A 13649-nucleotide genomic window follows, 5' to 3' on the forward strand; every position below is an offset into this window, starting at 1 on the left:
GTCGCTGAGTTGTCGCGATGCAACGAGTATCCGGCGCTCGTTGGAGCACAACATGAGTAGACGGCTACCCGAATTCCTGGCTCTGACGACCTCAGGTGCGCGTCGGGGCTGCGACGGCAAGGTAGCCGACGGTCCTATGATCGAGCCATGGTCGTCGTCGAGATCCTGCCGAAGTGTTGCTTCGTCGACGCCGGTCGGAGGTGACGATGGATCTCGACGACGCCGCGGACGAGCTCTTTGGGCTGATGCCCGCTGAATTCGTCTCGCGCCGAAACGAACTCGCCAAACAGGCGAAGGCCGACGGCGACCCCGAGTTGTCGTCGGCGATTCGCGGACTACGACGGCCAACACATTCGGCATGGGCGCTCAATCAGTGGGTGCGGTCCGACCCGGATGGGGTGGCGGCGCTGACCACGCTCGCTGCCGAACTCGCCGCGGCCCAACGACGTGGTGAGATGGCCCGGGTGCGTGAGTTGTCGCAGCAGCGACAGACTGTGGTTTCCGACAGTGCAGCTGCGGTGGCCGATCTCGCGACCGATCGCGGCCTGCCGATGTCGGGTGGCGCTGTCGGTGAGGTGTCGGCGTCGTTGCGGGCAGCGATTGCCGACGAGGCGGTTGCGGCCGTGTTGACCGCCGGACGGTTCGTGACTGCGGTCGAGTACAGCGGGTTTGGTCCCGCGGGTGTCTTTCTCGTTCCCGACGCGGAACCGCCCACCGATGCCGCCTCGACTTCCGTCGAGCAAGCCGATGAGGATGAAACAGATGATCCCCGCGCAGCCGCGCGCGCCGAACTCGCCGCCGCCACCGAAGAAGCAGCACGTATCCGGGACGAACTCGAGCACGCAGGTGACACGGTGGACGAGGCCACCGAGAGCACCGATCGACTGTCGACGAAGGTCGAAGAGCTGCGAGTCCAGCTGGCGGCCGCGGACGAGGAACTGCTGTTTGCGCGTCGCAAGCAGGTCGCCGCGCGTGAGGCCTACGATGATGCGCAGACCCGGCTGCGGGTCGCGGAACAGCGTGTGCACACTGCGCGTCGGGATGCGGAAGCGTGAGGGAGTTCGCCGTGTCGCCGGCGAAGGGGAGCGAGGAAGCGGCGTTTCGCTCGCGATACGGCCCGTGGGCGAACGTGACACCCGGCGACGTGTCGGACCTGCTGGGTGATTTCGATCGTCCATGGTGGGTGGCAGGCGGATGGGCAATCGACGCGTTCACGGGCACCGAGCGCGATCACGAAGATTTGGACCTCTGTGTATTCCGCACCGACCTGGACGCGTTGCTTGCCGCGTTGGACGACCGATTGCACGCCTGGGCGACCGGCCTGCAGGGCAGTCTGTGGCCGGTGACGGGTGAATACCCGCTGCCCGGCGACTCGACGCAGTTGTGGTTGCGCGCCGACGCGACGTCGCCCTGGCTGCTCGATGTCCTGCTGACCCCGGACGATGATGGTCGCTGGGTCCATCGCCGTGACGGTTCGTCGGCCCCGCTCGACGAAGTGACTTGGCGGTCGGGCGAGATTCGCTACCTCGATCCGGAGATCGTGTTGATGTACAAGGCGAAGGCCAATCGTTCGAAGGATCTGTCGGACCTGCGCAGGGCGATTCCGCAGCTGGACGACCACGCCCGGAAGAGGCTGCGGGAGTTCCTCATTCACAGCCATCCAGGACACGCTTGGATCGGGCTTCTCGACTCCGCGTCGTAGGGTGGTTCGAGTGCAGTGGACCTCGGAGTCGGTGCTCGAGCAATCGAAACGGTGGCAGTCGTCTTGGCATCCGCCGGGATCCGACGTTGTCGTCGATGACCGTTGTGGCTACACCAACGACAGCGAGTCGTCGCGCCGAAGCACGAAGAAGTAGGGCTTGTCTGAACCCTTGAGATCCATGGCGCCGATCACCGCGTCGTCGGAGAGGCGGTGAAAGACATCGTTGATGGGCAACTGGTCGTAGATCATGGTCGCGGAGTCGACGCCGCGGTACCGAGTGGTTCGCAGGCGCGCCTTGGCGGATCGTGTCTGCGACAGGAGTCGGGTGGCGGCGATGGGCTTCACATAGGTGTGATTCTTGACCTGCGGCAACACTTTCGACACTCCTACACCGCTGAAGGCGAGGGCCGGGTTCATCGCCCACAATGCTTTGCCATCGCGGGTTCGGAACAGCAACGGGTGCACGGTCTCGGCGTCGACGAACTGTTTGCCCCACCAACCGCTTGCACCGAGCAATCCGTCGATGGGATGTCCGGTCGGCACCTCGGCACCGTGCCAGGTGCCGATCATGAAATCGGGTTCGACGGCGGCCGAGTCATCGAACAGTTCGGCCGCCTCAGCGAAGGTGGTCGGTACGGTCGGCATCAATTCGTGCAACTGCATGCCTTGGATCGTACGCGACATTGACACAGACTTGACCAAATGTCTCAAAGTCGACGCGACGTGCAGTGATCACTCGGCAGAGATGATGGCGATCTCGAAGACCAACGTGTCACCGGGTTGGATTCCGGCGTCTGGCGCCCCGTTCGGATAGGCGTCGGCGGGTGCCATCGCCACTGCGACGCGCGAGCCAACCTTTTGGCCGGCGATGGCCTTGCGGAAACCGGGCACCACCTCACCGAGCCCGAAGGGGGCCGGCTGTCCGCGCTGGTAGGAGCTGTCGAACGTGCGGCCGTCGCGGCCGTTGACGCCCTCGTAATTGACTGTTACATAGCTGGTTTCGGACACCACCGCGCCGGATCCGGTTTCCAGTGTGTGCACCTGGGTTTCGGTCACCGCGAACGGCGCGGTGATCGTGATCTTCGGCGGCGCGGTATCGGTCGAAGCGACCACCTCGGCCGTGCCGGTCGTGCCCTGGAAAGTCCAACTGGGCGGGTCGGCGGGATCGTCAGAGCTGCATCCCGCTGCGAAGACTGCGATCACGGTGGCGATGATCGCCAGGGCGACTACTTCGGCCGACCTCGGTCGGCGCTTGGCGGTGCGGGATCTCATGCGGTGAACCGTACCCGAGCGCACCGACCGCCGATCGGTGGTGTGTTCCTCGGCGGTCCGGTGCGATTGAGGACCGCAGGTGTCCCCGATGCATGTGATGGTGGATGTATTCCGAAGCAACGAAAGGTGGCGTCATGTCCAGCGAGGTCCAGGTGACGTTCGACTGCGGCGATCCAGCTGCGCTCGCCGCGTTCTGGGCCCACGTCCTCGGTTACCGGATTCAGGATCCGCCGGCCGGTCACCCGTCGTGGGACGAGTTTCTCGAGGCCGTTGGCGTGCCGGCCGAGCGGCGCAACGACGCTTCGGCGCTGGTGGACCCGGACGGCTCGGGGCCCCGAATCTTCTTCCAGCGCGTACCCGAGGGAAAGTCCGCCAAGAACCGCGTGCATCTCGACGTTCGCTCGGCGCCAGGATTAACCGGCGCCGACCGGATGGCAGCTTTGGAAGAGACTGCCGAACACCTGATCAGCCGGGGTGCGACCCTACTCGAGCGCCACGAACCGGCGCCACCGATGGCCGGCGGCCACATCGTCATGGCCGATCCCGAAGGCAACGAGTTCTGCCTGGACTGAATTCCACCCGACGGCCGAGGCACGACGGGCGCGGCCTCGTCGCAGAAACCGCACTTGTCGCCAGAAACCCCAGGTGTGGTCAGAAACCGCTGCTGCGCCTCGGGTATCTGACCAGACACGCGGTTTCTGAGATCGCGACACGCCGACGACCATTGGGGGGCACCGTACTCGTCCGATCAGTCGAGCCGCACCGACGCCGCGTCGACGAGGTCGCCGTGGTCGTCGGGTTGGTCGAACGTCACCCTGGCATCGCGTCCGTCGAGCTCAAGCGTCGCAATGGTATTGCCGAACAGCGGGCCGGCAACGTTGGTCCATCGCACGGGCAGAGGCTTTGATCCCCAGCGTCGGGCAAACGCCCGGGTTGCCTTGCCCACGCGGCTCGACCATCCATAGGTCAACACCGGTCTCACATAGGCAGGAACGTGGTTGTGGACGGGCGAACAGACGAGCTGATACACGCTCGTCTGTGTCGTCGTCGGCAGATCCACGCGCGCCGCGTAACTGTGGTGGACGTCGCCGGACAACACGGTGACGGTCGCCAGCGGATGTGCCGGGCGATCAGACGCCCCGACGATGAGCTCGGTGAGGCGCACGAACGAGTCGAAGAAGGCCGGCCAGTGCTCGAAATCTGCTGCCTGACGGATCTTTTCACCCAGACGACCGCGCCACCCGGGCCTGCCCGCGGCGAGTTCGTTGATCGTCTGCAGGTCACTGACCGCATAGGGCAACAACCACGGCAACGACGTCCCCAGCATCAGGTGATCCACATCCTCGTGTGCATCGGCGATCTGGTCTGCCAGCCAATCGAATTCACGTTCCCCGAGCATGGATCTGTGTCCATCGGTCAGAATGCGGCCGTTGCGAGAGTCGATCATGATCAGCCGGCTTCGTCCGAGATCCCAGCGGAAGCTGAACCGTACGCCCTTGCTGCCGTCGACCTCGGCGTCGGCGCGATCGGCCAGGTCGGCGAGGACGGGCCAGCGATCACCGGTGCCCGTGACGATCGCGCGGTAATCGGGATCGTCACGGAGCGTGTCGGCGCTGAGATTGCCGATGTGCTGATACACCCAGTACGACGCCAGACCCGCACGAATCCGATCGGGCCACCATGGGATGGACGCCATCTCGGCCCGCCAGACCGCCGACGTGTTCCAGTCGTCGCGGATGTCGTGGTCGTCGAAGATCATTGCCGTGGAAATCGTCGACATGATCCAGCGGATCTCGGGATCACTCCAGGTGTGGCGGTACAGGCTCTCGTACTCCCGAAAACTCACCACTTCGTCGGGCGGGCGTTTGGTGCGCACCGAACCTCGCCGCCGCCCGGCGAGGTGAGCACGGGCCTGCGGGGTCAGCTCGTCGGCGTACACCTGGTCGCCGAGGAGGATGAGGACATCCGGCCATTGGTCGACGGGCACGGTGGCAAGGCGCTTGGCGTACGAATCGAGCGCATCGGTGCCGAGCTTTTCATCGATCTTCGGTTCGCCGGTCTTCGGATAGCGACATGACCCGAAGATCACCTTCTTGCGGACGGCACCGCGCGGGCCCTGGGTACGAATGACGCTGCGCGGAAAGGTCGAATCTGCTTCCGGCCACACGACGTCGTCGTCAATGGAGACTTCGTAGTCGTAGGTCGAGTCCGGGGACAGGCCGTCGACGAGTACCAGCGCGTAATGGTGGCCCTGCACCTCGAAGGTCTGCGCACGACACCCCAACACGGTGACCTCACATGAGGTCGACGTCTGTACCCAGATCGACGCGGTGGTGTCGCCGACATGACGCAGGATGGGGCCGAGAAGAAGAGGCATCGATTCAGGGTAGGCGCTGCGGATGAGCAGTGCTGCCAAGTCGGGCGCCCCGGCGAGGCTGATGCCCTCGGCCGCCCGGTGATCGGCGCGCATGCGCGACCTCGGTGCGCGGCGGGTGGTAGGAAGGTCAGCCTGACAGGGCCTAGAGGTAGGTCCCGATCGGCACCGTCGCGGCATATCCCCGTTCACCGATCACGCTCAGCAGAGTTGCCGTGGTGACCGCTTCACCGTCGACGAGAACGGCTCGCCGAATCGCCTCGGACACATCGGCACCAGTCCGTTCGGCCGGGAACGCATCCACCACCCGCGCGACGTCGACGTCGGCCGACGGAAGGCGCCGCAACGTGGATCGCAGCATCGCCGCCACCGCCGCGTCGGTCGGCCAGCCCATCTCGACGATCGAATCGAACCGGGCGGCACGCGTCGCCGCATTGTCCAGCGACTTCGGATCGTTGGTGGTCGCGATGGTGAGCACCCGGTCTCGCTTGGTCGCGCCGTCGAGGGCCGATAGCAGCGAACCCAGACTCGAGTCGGAACCGCTGCCTCGCCGCTTGATGTGCAGATCGATGTCGTCGAGAAGCACGACGAGTGGTCCGAGATCGTCGGCAGTACGGTAGATGTCGCCGATACCGTGGGCGGTTGCCGCGGGATCGGCGATGATCGCCGTGAAGGAACCGACCAACTCGCTCATGATGACGCGTGCCACGGCCGTCTTTCCGACGCCGGGAGGTCCGGCGAGCATGATCCCTCGACTCGTTGCCAACCCGGCGTGACGCAGGGTCTCATGTCGCGTGGTCACCGCAGCGACCGCGAGATCCACTTCGCGCCACACTGATTCGGGGACGACAACATCCTCGCGACTTGCACCCAGTTCGACGTCCTCCACGGAAAGCTTGAGACGGCCGTCGAATCCGGCGTTGAGGACACGTCCACGCAGCGGGTTCCGGGCAGTCATGCGTCGGCGGATCTCGGCTACGGCGGTCTTTGCCATCTCGTGCCCACCGGGAGGTGCGATCACCGCGATCGAATGGTGGTTGTACTGCGGATTGATCACAGCCTGCACCGCCAGAGGTCCGGAACCGAAGGGGTTGTGCGGACCGAAGAAGAGAGTGGCGTCGGTGGGAATCGAGTAGTCGACACCGCCCAGGGTGAACTCGCGCCAACTCGGCGGATCGTCATCCTCGTCGGGTCCGATCACCGGGTTGTGCTGATCCACCAGATCGGCGAGCACCAGTCCGGCCGCAATCAGCGTCGACGGCGTCAAACTCAGTTAGTGCGTGGACAATTCGTTTCGAGGTGCACCCAGATGCGCCGCGAGCAGACGATCTGCGGTGGGCTTCGGTTCGGCGGTGCCGGTCAACATCTGGCCGAGAACGAGCAACGCACGACGGACCACGGGTGCCTCACCGTCCAGCGGCGTACCCATCGCATCGTCGATCATCGTCCTCAACTTCCTTGGTATGGCCCGCCTTTCGGGCAGCGGTCAACTGTGGCACCGGCGACACCACACGCACAACAGGTTTTCCAGCGATGCACGGTCGGAACGTTGGTGCGTTCGGTGACGTGGGTGTCGCAGATCACCACTGTCGAGCCGGGTTGCGGCGCGCACAGTCGACGCATTGTCGCGCCGCCGGCAGGACCTCGAGACGCTCCGGATCGATCTGTCGCCCACAGGTTTCACAACGCCCGTACGACCCGCGTCCGAGGCGCTCGAGGGCGGCGTCGATCTCGTGCAGCCGCACGCGTGACCGTTCCACCTGCGCAACAAGGTGTCCTCGCTCGACGGCGAGGGTTGAACCCTCGGGATCATGCTCGTCGTCGGCTGACTCGTCGGCGGTCGCGTCGATGACGGCCGCCAATCGTGCGGTCAGTGCGTCGATCAGCTCCTGTGTCCGTGTCCGTTCGGAGAGCAACGTGTCCCGCGACGGATCATCGTGCGCGGTCACGATGATCCGGTCGAGAGTCGACGCCGCCTCATCGCACCCCCGCCTCCTTGAACTTTTGTACGCCCGACCGTGTACTCGTCACCAGGACGGGATGGTCGCGCTGATCGTCCTGTGGTGGCGCAACGCCTCGTTCTCCGTCGCGGTGGCGCAGGTACCAGAACAACATGAATCCGGTCGACGTGCCGTGGAATGCATGCAGCACCCAGATGGGGCCCAGGGGCAGACTGACCACATAGATCGCGTACAGCAGATTGCCGAGGTTGGCGAGCACGATGTTTCCGATGCTGTACGACGACAGGTCTCGGGTGGTGGCCGCCTTCCTGAGCATCGGCAGCGTCGAGAGGACGAACACCGCGGTGGACAGGCTCCCGGCGACGGTGGCGATGTCGGTCATGACGGAGTCCTGGTCGACGAGCGTTCACCGCGGTGTTCGGCAATCACTGGCGTGTCAGGGATTCGCCGGTCAGGGATTCGCACTGTGCGGTCCGAACTCGGAAGCGACCTCGGTGACCGAGGTGCACGGGAATCCGGCGCGGCGCGAATGCTCCCACACGGTCGACTCGTCGTCGGCCTGGTGGACGCAGACGATCTTGTCGCCGGCGGCATAGCTCGTGATCCACCGGTAGGGGACGCCGAGCGACGCGGCGGTGTCATTGGACGTGCGCGCGATGTCGGCGAGTGCGGGAGCGTCGAGGTCGGCGGCGCCGGGAAAGTCGCGTTCGATGACGAAGGTCTTCATGTCAATTCTCCTTGCTGGATGATTTCTTGCCTGCTCAGAGTCGCGCGTACCCAATTCCCGGGCATCGGGAAGAACTCCCTATCTTGGCCGTCTTGCCTGGTCAGGAAAAGCCTGCCTATTCTCTGGCGGTGGCGCTCATGGAGCGGGACCGGGAGCTGACGAGGCTCGAAGCACACGTCGATCGGGCGCGTGCGGGAGATGGCAGTGTCGTGATGGTCACCGGTGAGGCCGGTGCGGGCAAGACCGCGTTCGTCGAGGAGTTCACCGCTCGATCCGCGGGCGACATGCGGGTCCTGTGGGGCCAATGCGATCCACTCACCACACCGCGGCCGCTCGGTCCGCTGTTCGACGTCGTCGACGACCTCTCGCCCGACTCCCGGCGCACACTGCAGGGGGCCGAACACGCCTACGACATCTTCGACACGGTGGCACGCGACCTCGCGTCGGTTCCGACGATCCTCGTCATCGACGACGTGCACTGGGCAGATCAGGGTACGAGCGACTTCCTGCGTCACATTCTGCGTCGCGTTCGGCGCAGCACCACCCTGGTGGTGATCACGACGCGCGACGAGGCGTCCGATCACGCCGACCCGGTGCAGCACCTCCGTGGCGACGTCGCCCGGTCGTCGTCGGCGACATTGATTGCCCTGCAACCACTCTCGATCGACGCGGTCACGCACATGGTTGGTGCGCGTGCACTCGACCCGGTGGCGCTGCACCGCGTGAGTGGCGGAAATGCGTTCTACGTCACCGAATTGCTTGACCACGATGGTCGGGAGCTGCCGCCCACCATTCGTGATGCGATCCTGGCACGAACTGTCGGACTCGACTCGGCGAGTTGGGATGTGCTCAACCTGCTCGCGTGTTCACCGTCCGCAATCCCGGACCGATTGCTGGGAGTGCTCGGCATCGGCACCGACACACTGACCCGTTTGGGCCGCGCCCACCTGATCCGCCGGAGCATGCGGGGGATCGCGTTCTGGCATGACCTGTGTCGGCTTGCCGTGGCAGATGTGCTGCCACCTGGTGCCAAGACGCCGTTGCATCAGCGGCTGATCGCCGCGTACGACACTGTCGGAGAACAAGACCAGGCGACCATCACCTATCACGCATCGCGGGCGGGTGACACCGCCCGCGTCCGGTCGTCGGCCATCGCCGCGGGCCGGAATTCGGCACGGTCTGGTGCACATCGCCAGAGCGCCGAGTTCTTCCGGATGGCCCTTGCGGTGGGGGCGGACGACGATCCCGCCGGCGACGCCGAACTGCTGGAACTGCTTGCCGCCGAGTCGTACCTGACCGACCACCTCGACGAGGCCATCGACGCCGGCGAGCGGGCCCTGCAATTGCGTACCGTCGCCGGAGACACGGATGCCGTCAGTGCCGACCATCTGTCGCTGGCCGTATACGAGTGGTACAACGCCAACCGTCCTGCAGCCAATCATCATGTCGCCCAGTCGATCGCGGTGTTCGAGTCGGGCTCGCCCACGCCGCCGCTCGGACACGGGCACGCGATGGCGGCGTTTCTGGCGCTTCATGGGGGATCGGTCACGCAGGCACGCGCGCACCTGGAGCAGGCCAAACGGGTATCGGCTCTGACCGGCGACCAGTCGTTGCGTGATCGGATCGACATCGTCGAAGCCATTTGCGACATTGTCGACGGCGAGGTGTCGGGTCGTAGTCGGCTGTTGCAAGTCCTCACGCGGGCGCCGACACATCTCGACGAACTGTTCTCCAGCGGCTACAGCAACCTGGTTCATTTCGACGTCGAACAGCGTCGCTTCGTTCCGGCCGCCGAAGTCCTGGCCCGAAGCATCGACATGACCGTCGACAACGACCTTCCGGTCTGTCACGTGTGGCAACTCGCCACCCGTTCCAGGCTCGAATTTCTCCGCGGCCGGTGGGATGACGCACTCGTTGACAGCGCGTCGGTGCTCGACGGTCCGTCTGCCCCACTCGCGCGAACGTGGCCGTTGCTGGTTCGAGGATTGACCGCCCTTCGTCGTGGGGCGGATGGTCGTGACGACCTCGAACGCGCGTGGGAAATCGGCCAGAGCTATGGCGAACCCTTGCGGGTGTTGCCCGTCGCGGCCGCGCTGGTTGAGCAGGCGTGGTTGACAGGCCTGCCCGACGACCGGATCTCCGGGTTTGCCCGTCTGATCGTCGATGACGCCGACGGATTACAGTGGACCAGAGGTGATCTCGCTGTCTGGCTGAGCCGGGTGGGTGATGGGAACCGCGCCGGCGAGCTGGTTCCCGGCTCGGTTGCTCCGCCGTTTGCCCGCTATCTGGCCGGTGATGTGAGCTCGGCGGCACAGGCTTTCGGCGATGCCGGGCTCGAGTTCGATGCGGCGGTCGCCTTGACCGAGACCGGTGACACGTCGAGCATCGGTCGGGGTTTGGCAGCGCTGGACAGGTTGGGAGCGTTCGCGACCGCGGACCGAATCCGGCGAAATCTACGAGCCGCGGGATCGCTGGCCGTTCCGTCGCGTCGACGAGCATCGACGAGATCCAACGCCGCGGGGCTCACCCGACGCCAAACCGAGGTGCTGGCACTCATGGGTGAGGGACTCACCAATGCGGAACTAGCGGATCGCCTGTACCTGTCGGAGAAGACCGTCGGCCATCACGTGTCGGCGATCCTCGATCGCCTCGCGGTCACCAATCGACGCGACGCGGTGCGGCGAGGCCGGGAGACCGGCGTCATCGACTGATGGCCGCTGAGGCCGCCGCGCGAAAGTTAGGGATGTTCTCCCGATTCCCCCGAGGATTCGTGTGCCGATTCTGATGGTGCGGCTCAAACCCCTTGAGCTCGCCCGACACAGATCAGGAGCACGAACATGAAGACCACTTCGAGGACCACACGGGTCATGACGACACTTGGGGCGGTGGCCATTGCCGCCGGCCTCGCCACCGGTGCTGCGGTGTCATCCGCCGACGCCGCACCACGAGCCACCGGGGCGCAGCTGGCGGTCTCCGCCCCGAACCAGTACAACATCCGGGTCACCATCTCCGGTGTGTTCAAGATGAGTCGCGTCGATGCCGACACCATCATCAAGTACATGGTCGACAACCGCACCGGCGGCGTGACTTTCACCCTGCGGGCCGACGATTACGGGACCGGCGACGACGTGGCGTTTCAGCGGATCGTCACCGGCACCGGTTACATGCCGGGCGGCCACCTGGTCGCGACCGACCAGGGGTTGAGCTACCTGAAGGTGATGGACGTTCCTCGCGAGTACCTCAACGAGGACGACAACGCCTTCGACGAGACGGATGAGATCTACGCACAGGTCCACCTCAACTACGCACGTGGCGGTGATCGGTACGCCACGAGTCCGGTCGTGTCGCGCAACTTCTGATGTCAGCGGCGCATGATCTTCGCCAGGTCCTTGCTCTCCATCCAGCGTTGCTCGACGGGCCGCTTGGCCTCGGCGTCGATCAGAGCGGGGTAGGAGGTCAGGTCGGTGAACTGGACCCGCCCGGATTGGAATCCGATCATGGCGCTGGCTCGGCCGCCGGATTCCAGTTGTTCGGAAAGGAATTCGATGCATCGAGCAGTGAGGCTGGTGGCGTGGATGCGGTCGAAGGGCGAGGGGTCGCCGCCCTCTTGCACATGGCCGAGAACAGCTTGCCGGGCATCGAAGAGCTCGCCGCCTTCCTTCTCGAACAGTGAGGTGATGAACCACGTGTTGTAGACCGCGTCGGCGCCTTCGCTGCGGATGATCAACCCGAATCGTTTGCCCGAGCGGAATCCCTCGGCCATCGAGTGGATGTCGGCGGTCAGGTCGTCGATGGTGATGCCGTCCTCGGGCATGTAGATCCGTTCGGCCCCGGAGGCGATTCCGGACAGGAGCGCGAGGTATCCGGCGTGGCGTCCCATCACCTCGACCACGGCGACGCGACGGGTGGCCACCGCAGCCTGCCGGATCTTGTCCACGTCGGACACGATGCTGTTCAGCGCCGTGTCACTACCGATGCTCAGTTCCGTTCCGGGCACGTCGTTGGTGATCGTCATCGGAAGGCACACGATCGGGATGTCGAGAGCCGGGTATTGCTGGCGGTGGCGGTGGAGTTCGTAGGCCGACTGGTAGCCGGTCCAGCCGCCCGCCATGAGCAGCCCGTCGATCCGGTGTGCGGCGATTTGCTCGGCGACCTGCTCGATCCCCGCGCCCGTCGTCGGAATGTGCCGGTCCGTACCGAGTTCGGCACCACCGTCGGACACCCAGCCACTGACATCCATCCAGTCCATTTCCTGGATCTGCCCGCGACGCAGCCCGCGGAAGCCGTTCTTCACCGCCAGGACCGAGTAACCCCGATCCAGGCCGAGGCGGACCGCCGCTCGCACCGCGGCGTTCATTCCGGGGGCAAGGCCTCCGCTGTGCACGATCGCCAGCCGGAAGCGGCGTCGGCCCGTCTGCGTCGGTCGTGCAGCCGCTTGCTGAACAGTCTGCAGGATGCGGTGCGATTGGCGAAAACTTCCTCCGCGCAACAACATCGCGCCGTCGTAATCCTGGGCCTTGATACGTTCGGCAACGGCGTGGGTCTGTTCGACACACTCCATCAGCGGCGACGTCACCACCCGATTGCCGCGCAGCCCGACGAGCTGGGCGGGCGCGCCGGGTGCGTCGGTGAGTAGTCGCTCGACGGCGGTGAATCCCAACCGGGTCGCCAGGAAGCGGTCGAAGGCGCTCGGCGCACCACCACGTTGCACGTGTCCGAGCGTGGTGATGCGGGTGTCCTCGCCGAGTTCGTCCTCGAGAAGTTTCTTGACCTGTTCGGCGGTGATCGGGTTGCCGGCGCGGTCCTGCGCACCCTCGGCCACCACCACCACCGACTGCCGGCGTCCGATCTGGCGGCCCGTCCGGACGTCCCGACACATCTGATCTGCCCAGTCGTCGGCCGGCGGCTGTTCGGGAATGAGAACCCAGTTGGCCGCCGTGGCCAGCGACGCCATCAGCGCGAGGTACCCGCAGTGCCGGCCCATCACCTCGACCACGAAGGAGCGTTGGTGGCTCGACGCCGTGCTTCGCAGGGCATCCATCGCCTCGACGATCCGGTGCAGGGCCGTGTCCGCACCGATCGTCATGTCGGTACCGGACATGTCGTTGTCGATCGATCCGACCAACCCGACGAGGCGGAGAAACGAGTGGGACTCGGCGTCGGCGGCCGAGATCTCACCGGCGTCGACGAGTTCGGCGAGCAACTCCGGCCACTCCGCGCGGAACATGTTCGCACCGGTCAGGCTTCCGTCGCCACCGATCACCACCAGGGCGTCGATTCCGCGCTCGAGCATGTTGCGGGCGGCGGCGCGGCGGCCCTCGCGGGTCCGGAACTCCTTCGAGCGCGCAGTTCCGATCTCGGTTCCGCCCTTGTGCAGAATCCCATCGGTGTCGGCGAGTTCCATGCGGCGGATGAGGTCACCGCCGTCGACCAGCCCCTGGTAGCCCTCATGGATCGCGTACGCATCGATGCCGTGATGGAGGGCCGTGCGAATCACCGCCCGCACCGCCGGGTTCATCCCCGACGCGTCACCGCCACTGGTCAGGACTCCGATGCTCGACGGCGTGGACCCGGTGTCAGCCATGTCGGCGACCCGATTGCGACCGGCGTCCG

General features: G+C 65.5%; 14 protein-coding genes. 5 read left to right on the forward strand and 9 right to left on the reverse strand.

The window, feature by feature from the left end; translation table 11 throughout:
* The first annotated feature begins 206 nt into the window (after positions 1-206).
* Both ABZW74_RS08465 and ABZW74_RS08470 read left to right on the forward strand, forming a co-directional pair.
* Complete coding sequence (locus ABZW74_RS08465; RefSeq protein ID WP_355275559.1) at positions 207-1055, forward strand: hypothetical protein; 849 nt, start codon at positions 207-209, stop codon at positions 1053-1055.
* A gap of 11 nt (positions 1056-1066) precedes the next feature.
* Positions 1067-1702, forward strand: a complete 636-nt coding sequence (locus ABZW74_RS08470) for a hypothetical protein (protein WP_355275561.1) — start codon at positions 1067-1069, stop codon at positions 1700-1702.
* A 108-nt stretch (positions 1703-1810) separates the two neighbouring features.
* On the opposite strand, the gene ABZW74_RS08475 is transcribed toward ABZW74_RS08470, so the two are convergent.
* The gene (locus ABZW74_RS08475) at positions 1811-2365 is read right to left on the reverse strand and encodes a DUF4334 domain-containing protein (protein ID WP_240857111.1); all 555 of its coding nucleotides are present in this window, start codon (positions 2363-2365) and stop codon (positions 1811-1813) included.
* A gap of 69 nt (positions 2366-2434) precedes the next feature.
* Positions 2435-2974, reverse strand: coding sequence for an FKBP-type peptidyl-prolyl cis-trans isomerase (locus ABZW74_RS08480; RefSeq protein WP_240857110.1), 540 nt, complete (start codon positions 2972-2974; stop codon positions 2435-2437).
* A 134-nt stretch (positions 2975-3108) separates the two neighbouring features.
* On the opposite strand from ABZW74_RS08480, the gene ABZW74_RS08485 reads away from it, so the two are divergent.
* Positions 3109-3546 carry a VOC family protein gene (locus tag ABZW74_RS08485; protein WP_355275564.1) on the forward strand — a complete coding sequence of 146 codons (438 nt, stop codon included), beginning with the start codon at positions 3109-3111 and terminating at the stop codon, positions 3544-3546.
* A 176-nt stretch (positions 3547-3722) separates the two neighbouring features.
* Here ABZW74_RS08485 and ABZW74_RS08490 read toward each other — a convergent pair whose 3' ends face one another.
* The 6 genes from ABZW74_RS08490 to ABZW74_RS08515 all read right to left on the reverse strand — a co-directional run bounded on the left by ABZW74_RS08490 (position 3723) and on the right by ABZW74_RS08515 (position 8036).
* Positions 3723-5351: an alkaline phosphatase D family protein gene (locus tag ABZW74_RS08490; RefSeq protein ID WP_355275623.1), complete on the reverse strand. Its 1629-nt coding sequence runs from the start codon at positions 5349-5351 to the stop codon at positions 3723-3725.
* Between the two features lie 142 nt (positions 5352-5493).
* Complete coding sequence (locus ABZW74_RS08495) at positions 5494-6615, reverse strand: ATP-binding protein (RefSeq protein WP_355275566.1); 1122 nt, start codon at positions 6613-6615, stop codon at positions 5494-5496.
* A 6-nt stretch (positions 6616-6621) separates the two neighbouring features.
* Complete coding sequence (locus tag ABZW74_RS08500) at positions 6622-6792, reverse strand: hypothetical protein (protein ID WP_355275568.1); 171 nt, start codon at positions 6790-6792, stop codon at positions 6622-6624.
* A 136-nt stretch (positions 6793-6928) separates the two neighbouring features.
* The gene (locus ABZW74_RS08505) at positions 6929-7297 is read right to left on the reverse strand and encodes a TraR/DksA C4-type zinc finger protein (RefSeq protein ID WP_240857108.1); all 369 of its coding nucleotides are present in this window, start codon (positions 7295-7297) and stop codon (positions 6929-6931) included.
* 28 nt (positions 7298-7325) lie between these two features.
* On the reverse strand, positions 7326-7691 hold the full coding sequence (locus ABZW74_RS08510; protein WP_240857107.1) for a hypothetical protein: 366 nt from the start codon (positions 7689-7691) through the stop codon (positions 7326-7328).
* A 69-nt stretch (positions 7692-7760) separates the two neighbouring features.
* A complete protein-coding gene (locus ABZW74_RS08515; RefSeq protein WP_240857106.1) occupies positions 7761-8036 on the reverse strand; it encodes a nickel-binding protein in 276 nt (91 codons plus the stop codon).
* A gap of 137 nt (positions 8037-8173) precedes the next feature.
* Here ABZW74_RS08515 and ABZW74_RS08520 point away from each other — a divergent pair, with 137 nt between their 5' ends.
* Positions 8174-10747 carry an AAA family ATPase gene (locus ABZW74_RS08520; RefSeq protein WP_355275625.1) on the forward strand — a complete coding sequence of 858 codons (2574 nt, stop codon included), beginning with the start codon at positions 8174-8176 and terminating at the stop codon, positions 10745-10747.
* A gap of 156 nt (positions 10748-10903) precedes the next feature.
* Entirely contained in the window at positions 10904-11395 is a 492-nt protein-coding gene (locus ABZW74_RS08525; RefSeq protein ID WP_240857104.1) for a hypothetical protein, read from the forward strand.
* A 2-nt stretch (positions 11396-11397) separates the two neighbouring features.
* Here ABZW74_RS08525 and ABZW74_RS08530 read toward each other — a convergent pair whose 3' ends face one another.
* On the reverse strand, positions 11398-13620 hold the full coding sequence (locus ABZW74_RS08530; protein ID WP_240857103.1) for a 6-phosphofructokinase: 2223 nt from the start codon (positions 13618-13620) through the stop codon (positions 11398-11400).
* Positions 13621-13649 lie beyond the last annotated feature (29 nt).

Origin of the sequence: Gordonia sp. NPDC003585, from assembly GCF_040610755.1 — a bacterium.
Lineage (GTDB): Bacteria > Actinomycetota > Actinomycetes > Mycobacteriales > Mycobacteriaceae > Gordonia.

Bases quoted from the DNA above. Each gene is read 5' to 3' on its own strand.
- ABZW74_RS08465 (WP_355275559.1), top strand. From the start codon at position 207: ATGGATCTCGACGACGCCGCGGACGAGCTCTTTGGGCTGATGCCCGCT.
- ABZW74_RS08475 (WP_240857111.1), bottom strand. From the start codon at position 2,365: ATGCAGTTGCACGAATTGATGCCGACCGTACCGACCACCTTCGCTGAG.
- ABZW74_RS08480 (WP_240857110.1), bottom strand. From the start codon at position 2,974: ATGAGATCCCGCACCGCCAAGCGCCGACCGAGGTCGGCCGAAGTAGTC.
- ABZW74_RS08485 (WP_355275564.1), top strand. From the start codon at position 3,109: ATGTCCAGCGAGGTCCAGGTGACGTTCGACTGCGGCGATCCAGCTGCG.
- ABZW74_RS08490 (WP_355275623.1), bottom strand. From the start codon at position 5,351: ATGCCTCTTCTTCTCGGCCCCATCCTGCGTCATGTCGGCGACACCACC.
- ABZW74_RS08500 (WP_355275568.1), bottom strand. From the start codon at position 6,792: ATGATCGACGATGCGATGGGTACGCCGCTGGACGGTGAGGCACCCGTG.
- ABZW74_RS08510 (WP_240857107.1), bottom strand. From the start codon at position 7,691: ATGACCGACATCGCCACCGTCGCCGGGAGCCTGTCCACCGCGGTGTTC.
- ABZW74_RS08515 (WP_240857106.1), bottom strand. From the start codon at position 8,036: ATGAAGACCTTCGTCATCGAACGCGACTTTCCCGGCGCCGCCGACCTC.
- ABZW74_RS08520 (WP_355275625.1), top strand. From the start codon at position 8,174: ATGGAGCGGGACCGGGAGCTGACGAGGCTCGAAGCACACGTCGATCGG.
- ABZW74_RS08525 (WP_240857104.1), top strand. From the start codon at position 10,904: ATGACGACACTTGGGGCGGTGGCCATTGCCGCCGGCCTCGCCACCGGT.
- ABZW74_RS08530 (WP_240857103.1), bottom strand. From the start codon at position 13,620: ATGGCTGACACCGGGTCCACGCCGTCGAGCATCGGAGTCCTGACCAGT.